Source organism: Treponema sp. R8-4-B8, from assembly GCF_054786175.1.
The window spans coordinates 1-504 of sequence record NZ_BDHE01000306.1 but is presented as its reverse complement, the minus strand read 5'-3'; the positions used below and the strand labels follow the sequence as shown (position 1 = coordinate 504).

At 41.3% G+C, this 504-nt stretch carries 1 protein-coding gene; it reads left to right on the top strand.

The genetic code is table 11. The features are described 5' to 3' along the window. Positions 1 to 193 precede the first annotated feature (193 nt). Entirely contained in the window at positions 194 to 382 is a 189-nt protein-coding gene (locus tag ACYVRA_RS08525; RefSeq protein WP_461252293.1) for a hypothetical protein, read from the top strand. Positions 383 to 504: the final 122 nt, after the last annotated feature.

Sequence of the window (504 nt, the reverse complement as noted above, 5' to 3'; positions counted from 1 at the left end):
AATGACCTAAAAAACACAAAGGTCAATATAGGTGTTAAAAGATAAGAAATAAACGGGCCAACATATCTAATCCTGTCTCTTATACACGTCTAGATGTGTATAAGAGACAGCTCCTATAGTGGTCTAACTTTTTAATACCGTTGGCGGGATGTATTTTAAGCGGTTATCCTTACAAAACCGAAGGAGCCACGATATGCGTAAAAGCCCGACAAACCCGACGAGCGTAAAGCCGACCGGCAGCCGTAAGACGTATGACGACGCGTTCAAGGCGAAGGTCGCGTTGGCGGTGTTGCGAGAGACGATGCCGCTGAGCGTTTATGGAGGGGGTTACACCGTCCATAGCGGCATAATGTATATTAAAACTGAAAAACGGGAACCGTAATAAAAAAACATCTTTTAACACGTAAAGAAAACATCTTAAAACGAACCAAAAAACTGTCTAAAAAATTGGCTCTACTCCAAAATTAGTGGAAAGGTATTGATTTTTAGTGGTTGGATGTATTA

Excerpts from the sequence above, each read along its gene's own strand:
- ACYVRA_RS08525 (WP_461252293.1), top strand. The coding sequence starts at position 194 with ATGCGTAAAAGCCCGACAAACCCGACGAGCGTAAAGCCGACCGGCAGC.